Consider the following 6,387-nt stretch of genomic DNA (forward strand, 5'->3'; position numbering starts at 1 on the left):
GTGTTGATTTGTTTGGATATATAAAACCCCACAAACCGGAGATGAAGGTCAAAGAATTTGACACCTTCCAATCCGTGTACTGCGGGTTATGCAAACAGCTTCGCCGTTCTTACGGTCCGTTTGCCAGTTTGACACTGAGCTACGATTTCACGTTCATGGCGGTGGTTGGCTTATCGATGGAGGAAAACTGCACGGGATTTACCAAATGCTTTTGTCCCGGCAACCCGCTCAAACGAAAAGCCTGCGTGCAGGAAAGCGAAACAATGCGCTACTGTGCGTCCGCGGCGATGCTGATGCTTTATTATAAAGTAAAAGACAATCTGCACGACGCACCGTTTTTCAAAAAAGCGGCACCGCTTTTTCTTCTGCCCTTTGCCGCTCTGGCGAGAAACAAAGCAAAAAAAGCATATCCGGAAGCTGACCGTATCTTATCCGATACCATGCGTGAACAGGCAAAGCTCGAACGTGCAAACACAAAAAGCATCGACCGTGCCGCCGATCCGACAGCGACCGCTCTCGCGAAACTGTGCGAATCGTTTTCCGCTGACGAGCGCCAAAAAGTCATTTTAAACCGATTCGGCTATCTGGTTGGCCGGTATGTCTATTTCATGGACGCGCTTGACGATTTGGAAGAAGACGAAAAGCGAGGCGGTTACAATCCGTTTTTGGCCTCAGCGGACGGCAATCTTACAAAAGATGCGCAGTATCTTCGCGCACAGCAAATCATCAATCTCACAATCGGCGAAATCGCGCGGGCATATGAGCTGCTTGACCGCAAACGATACATCCCGATTCTCGATAATATTATTTACGAAGGCTTCAAAGAGCAGCTGCAAGTCATTCTTTTAAAAAAGGAGAAACTGAATGAAAAACCCGTATGACGTACTCGGCGTATCCCCTTCTGCAACCGATGAGGAAGTAAAATCCGCTTACCGCACGCTTGCAAAAAAATATCACCCGGACAACTATGCTGACAGTCCGCTCGCAGAATTTGCAAGTGAAAAAATGAGCGAAATAAACACTGCTTTCGATCAGATCATGGACGAGCGGCGTGCAGGCGGCGCACGTTCACAGAATCCGTATGCCAACCGGCAGTATGGTGCTTCTTCTGCATTTGCGGATGTCCGTACTTTAATCCAGAGCCGCCGTTTGGTGGAAGCAGAGGAGCTTTTGGACGGCACGCCGATCAATCAGCGAAATGCCGAATGGTATTTCTTGAAAGGTTCGATTTTCTATGCGCGCGGCTGGCTTGAGGATGCGGCGAACCATTTTGAATCGGCATGCCGCATGGACCCGAACAACGCAGAATACCGGGCGGCTTATTCGCGCATCGGCTGGCAGCGTCAGGGCAACATGGGCGGCTTCGGCGGCGGTATGTACCGAACCCCGACTTCGCAGCGATCGATGGGCGGCTGCAGTGCCTGCGATGTATGCCAAGGGTTAATCTGTGCAGACTGCTGCTGTGAATGTATGGGCGGCGATCTGATCAGCTGCTGTTAAGCAAACAAAAGCCGGGGACTCCCCCGGTTTTCTCTTTATTTTCATGACAGGAAGGAACGTTTTGCATGAACGCAAACAACCGAATCAGTATGCGCGCAGCGCTTGGCGGAATCATCTGTGCATTAAGCCTTGTCTGCATGTTTTTATCGGGTGTGTTTCCGTTTGCGGAATACACCTGCCCGGCGCTGGCGGGGATTGTTTTAATTGTGCTGGTACTCGAATTCGGCAGAAAAACCGCATGGATTGCCTACGGAGCAGTGGCACTTCTCTCTTTATTCATCACACCGAACAAAGAATCCGCCATGTTGTTTTTGGTATTTCTCGGCTACTACCCCATTGCCAAAAGCTGCTTTGAACAGCTAAAAAGCCGCACCGCCGAATGGGTGCTCAAATTTCTCTTGTTCAATGTTTCATGTGCCGCAGGATACGCTGTACTCATTTTCCTGTTTGGCATGCAGGAGCTTTTGTCAGAGATGAGCATGGGCTTTGCATGGGGCATTGCCGTATTCTGGATCGCAGCAAACGGCGTGTTTTTGATCTATGATTTCGCACTTTCCCGATTGGTTTTCATCTATCAAACCGTCATTCGCCCGAAAATTCGATTATGATTCCACAAGGATGGAAAACGACTGTTGAAAACGTGCCAATTTCAGTCGTTTTCCATCCTGTTTTTTTGGCGCAACTACTGAAAACCACTGTGCACGCTGGAATTTGCCGCAAAAAGCCTGTATAATAAGAGCCGACATTTCTATCATCTTGTTTGACTCATTGAAAGGAGTTTTTTTCACAATGATTCGTGAAGACCTTCGTAATATTGCAATTATCGCACACGTTGACCACGGCAAAACGACACTGGTCGACGAAATGTTAAAACAGGGCGGTGCATTCCGCGAAAACCAGGTTGTTGCAGACCGTGTCATGGACTCGAACGCCATTGAACGTGAGCGCGGCATCACCATTCTCGCAAAAAACACTGCCGCACACTATAACGGCGTCAAAATCAATATCATCGACACCCCCGGCCACGCCGACTTCTCCGGCGAGGTGGAGCGTATCTTAAAAATGGTCAACGGCGTTGTCCTGCTCGTTGACGCAGCAGAAGGCCCGATGCCGCAGACCCGTTTCGTATTGCAGAAATCGCTCGAACTCGGTCACAAAGTCATCATCGCGGTCAACAAAATCGACCGTCCGGACGCACGCTGCCACGAAGTCGTGGACGAGGTGCTCGAGCTTCTTTTGGACCTCGACGCAACCGAAGAACAGCTCGAAAGCCCGGTTTTGTTCTGCTCCGGTCGTGACGGCACCGCTTCGCTGTCGCCGGATCACATGGGAACCGATTTAAAACCGCTGTTTGATGCAATCATCAACCACTTTGATCCGCCGCAGGGCGACGAAAACGGCCCGCTTCAGGTGCTTGTTTCCGCAATCGACTATAACGACTATGTCGGCAGAATCGGTATCGGACGCATCGAGCGCGGCGAGATCCGTCAAAACCAGGACGTCATGGTTGCGGATTACCACGAGTCGAAACAGCCGTACAAAGGCCGCATCGTTTCGCTCAATCAGATCGAGGGCTTAAAACGTGTGCCGACAGATACCGCAAAAGTCGGCGATATCATCATCTTCTCCGGCATTGAAAACATCACCATCGGCGATACACTGTGTGCACCGTCGTGCGTGGAGCCGCTGCCGTTCGTCAAAATTTCAGAACCGACCGTCGAAATGACATTCTCGGTAAACGACAGTCCGTTTGCCGGCAGAGAGGGTAAATTCGTCACCTCCCGCCAGATTCGTGACCGTCTGTTCCGTGAGCTGTTAAAAGACGTTTCGCTGCGTGTCACCGAAACCGACAATGCCGACAGCTTAAAAGTCGCAGGCCGTGGCGAAATGCACCTGTCCATTCTCATTGAAAACATGCGCCGTGAGGGCTATGAATTCTCTGTAAACCCGCCGCGTGTTCTGATGAAAGAGATCGACGGCGTAACATGCGAGCCGATGGAGCGACTGATGATCGACGTTCCGGAAAACTGCGTCGGCAGCGTTATGGAAAAACTCGGCAGCCGCAAAGGCGAACTCTTGCAGATGAGCCCGCAGGGCAGCCGTATGCGCATTGAATTTTTGATTCCGTCCCGCGGCTTGTTCGGCTATCGCAGCGAATTCTTGACCGACACCAAAGGTGAAGGCATTTTGAACGCAATTTTCGATTCCTACCAGCCGTATAAAGGCGAGATCACCCGCCGTGCAAACGGTTCGCTCATCTCCTACGAAACCGGCGTTTCTGTTGTATACGGCCTTTACAATGCACAGGAGCGCGGCACACTGTTTATTGATGCAGGTGTTGACGTGTACGAGGGTATGGTCATCGGCTGTTCTCCGAAAACAGAGGACATGGTAGTAAACGTCTGCAAGAAAAAACAGCTCACCAATACCCGTGCATCCGGCAGTGACGATGCACTGCGTCTGACTCCGCCGCGCCGCATGAGCCTTGAGGAATGCCTGGAATTCATGGCAGAGGACGAGCTTTTGGAGATCACACCGGAGAATATCCGTATCCGCAAAGCAATCCTCGACAACAACCTGCGCGCAAAAGCAAACAGCAAAAAGAAAGCATAAGTCACCGCGGGGAATGTATGATGAATAAAAGTGAAATGCGAGTCCGTATGGAAGAGGGCCGATTGTATCTTCCGAACGACGAAACAATCACCAGCGAACAGTTTGTCTGCCTCGACAGATTATATGATTTCAACCAAACACGCCCGACCGAGCTTGCGAAACGCGAGCAGATGCTCAAAGAAATGTTTGCCGAAATCGGCGAAGGATGTTACATCGAGCCGCCGTTTCATGCAAACTTCGGCGGACTGCATGTTCACTTCGGAAACAATGTGTATGCAAATTTCAATTTGACATTGGTTGACGACGGACATATCTATGTCGGCGACAACGTGATGTTTGGTCCGAATGTGACGGTTGCAACGGCTAATCATCCGATTGAACCAACACTTCGCCGTCATGCGGCACAGTATAATGTAGATGTGCACATCGGTGCAAACGTTTGGATCGGCGCCGGTACGGTGATTGTACCGGGCGTTACGATTGGTGAAAACAGTGTCATCGGCGCCGGCAGTGTTGTCACACGCGATATTCCGGCGAATGTCGTTGCTGTCGGCAATCCGTGCCGCGTGATGCGCGAGATCAGCGACCGCGACCGCACATATTACTATAAGGACAAAAAAATCGACTTATTCCTTTAAGTAGAAAAGCCATTACACCGTATGTGTAATGGCTTTTTTGATGAAATGAATCTTTTTCTGATTTTTCCTCCAAAAACAAGCCTGTTTTTTGCTTTCTATATTACAGAACGATGAATTTTGCAAGAATTCGAATTCATTCTTGCAAAATCGCATAAGATGGTGTACACTATACAAGACAGATCATGAACTTCGGAGGTCTTTGCATGAAACAGTATGCTTCTATGACACACGCAGAGCAGAAAGCGGAATATGACCGCCTGCTCAATGAATATCGCGCATTTTGCGACCAACATCTTTCACTCGATATGTCCCGCGGCAAACCGAGCAACGAACAGCTTGAACTTTCAATGCCGATGCTCGACGTTCTGCACGGTCAGCATGACATGCGTGCAGAAGGCGGCGTGGATATCCGCAACTACGGTCAGCTCGACGGTATTCCGGAAGTAAAACGGATTTTTGCAGACCTGCTTGAAGTGGAACCGGACAACATCATGGTAGGCGGCAACTCGAGCCTTAACATGATGTTCGACTGCATCAACTGGGCAGAAGCACTCGGCATCATGGGATGCACTCCGTGGGCAAAACTTGATAAAGTCAAATTCCTCTGTCCGGTACCGGGCTACGACCGTCATTTCTCCATCTGCGAGCTGTTCGGCATCGAAATGATCAACATTCCGATGAAAGAAGACGGCCCGGACATGGATTTGGTACGCGAATATGTCGAGAACGACGATTCCGTCAAAGGCATCTGGTGTGTGCCGAAATATTCGAATCCGACCGGTATCACCTATTCGGATGACGTTGTCCGCGCTTTTGCCGCATTGAAACCGGCTGCAAAAGATTTCCGTATCTTCTGGGACAACGCATACTGCGTCCATCATTTGTCCGATACACCGGATCAGCTCTTAAACATCTTCACCGCCTGCAAAGAACAGGGCAGCGAAGATCTTGTCTATGAATTTACATCTTCTTCGAAAATCAGCTTCAGCGGCGCAGGCATCGCAGTCGTTGCTGCAAGCAAAGCAAATATGGCAGATTTAAAGAGCAAACGTACCATTCAGACAATCGGCCCGAACAAAGTCGTTCAGCTCATGCATGCACGTTACTTCCATACAGCAGACGGCATCCGCGAGCATATGAAAAAACACCGCGCGCTGATCGAACCGAAATTCAACGTCGTACTGGATGCATTTGATAAAGAGCTGTCTGAACTTGGAATTGCTTCTTACACCCGTCCCAACGGCGGTTACTTCATTTCGTTCGACACCATGCCGGGCTGTGCAAGCCGCGTTGGTGAATTGTGCAAACAGGCAGGTGTTGTGCTGACAACTGTCGGTGCAACCTTTCCGTACGGCAAAGACCCGGAGGACAAAAACATCCGTGTTGCACCGACTTTCCCGTCGATCGAAGAACTGTCGCAGGCAGTCACACTGTTCTGTCTGTGTGTAAAAATGGCTTCGCTCGAAAAACTCATGAACGCATAATCCGAATATCTCCTTACGATACACACAAAAAAAGAACAAGGCGTTGGGGCACCCTCCGTAAGGAAGGTGCCCCAACTGCTTTGTATTTAACTTCTTTTCAGATTGTGGTATCTCAATCCGATGCTCGCTATACCTATAGACATGCTATCACA

At 49.9% G+C, this 6,387-nt stretch carries 6 protein-coding genes; all 6 read left to right on the forward strand.

Translation table 11 applies throughout. From position 1 onward, the window contains the following. Positions 1–8 precede the first annotated feature (8 nt). The 6 genes from H6A12_RS11290 to H6A12_RS11315 all read left to right on the forward strand — a co-directional run bounded on the left by H6A12_RS11290 (position 9) and on the right by H6A12_RS11315 (position 6,235). The gene (locus tag H6A12_RS11290) at positions 9–881 is read left to right on the forward strand and encodes a DUF5685 family protein (RefSeq protein WP_204447936.1); all 873 of its coding nucleotides are present in this window, start codon (positions 9–11) and stop codon (positions 879–881) included. After that, positions 865–1,500, forward strand: coding sequence for a DnaJ domain-containing protein (locus tag H6A12_RS11295; protein WP_204447937.1), 636 nt, complete (start codon positions 865–867; stop codon positions 1,498–1,500). The genes H6A12_RS11290 and H6A12_RS11295 overlap by 17 nt, the downstream gene beginning before the upstream one ends. 65 nt (positions 1,501–1,565) lie before the next feature. After that, the gene (locus H6A12_RS11300; RefSeq protein ID WP_204447938.1) at positions 1,566–2,108 is read left to right on the forward strand and encodes a hypothetical protein; all 543 of its coding nucleotides are present in this window, start codon (positions 1,566–1,568) and stop codon (positions 2,106–2,108) included. A gap of 181 nt (positions 2,109–2,289) precedes the next feature. Then, a complete protein-coding gene (gene typA / locus H6A12_RS11305) occupies positions 2,290–4,113 on the forward strand; it encodes a translational GTPase TypA (RefSeq protein ID WP_204447939.1) in 1,824 nt (607 codons plus the stop codon). Positions 4,114–4,133: 20 nt separating this feature from the next. Then, entirely contained in the window at positions 4,134–4,751 is a 618-nt protein-coding gene (locus H6A12_RS11310) for a sugar O-acetyltransferase (RefSeq protein ID WP_204447943.1), read from the forward strand. Between the two features lie 203 nt (positions 4,752–4,954). After that, positions 4,955–6,235 carry an aminotransferase class I/II-fold pyridoxal phosphate-dependent enzyme gene (locus tag H6A12_RS11315; RefSeq protein ID WP_204447940.1) on the forward strand — a complete coding sequence of 427 codons (1,281 nt, stop codon included), beginning with the start codon at positions 4,955–4,957 and terminating at the stop codon, positions 6,233–6,235. The last annotated feature ends 152 nt before the right edge of the window (positions 6,236–6,387 follow it).

The sequence above is a fragment of the Merdimmobilis hominis genome (assembly GCF_016901855.1).
Lineage (GTDB): Bacteria > Bacillota > Clostridia > Oscillospirales > Ruminococcaceae > Paludihabitans.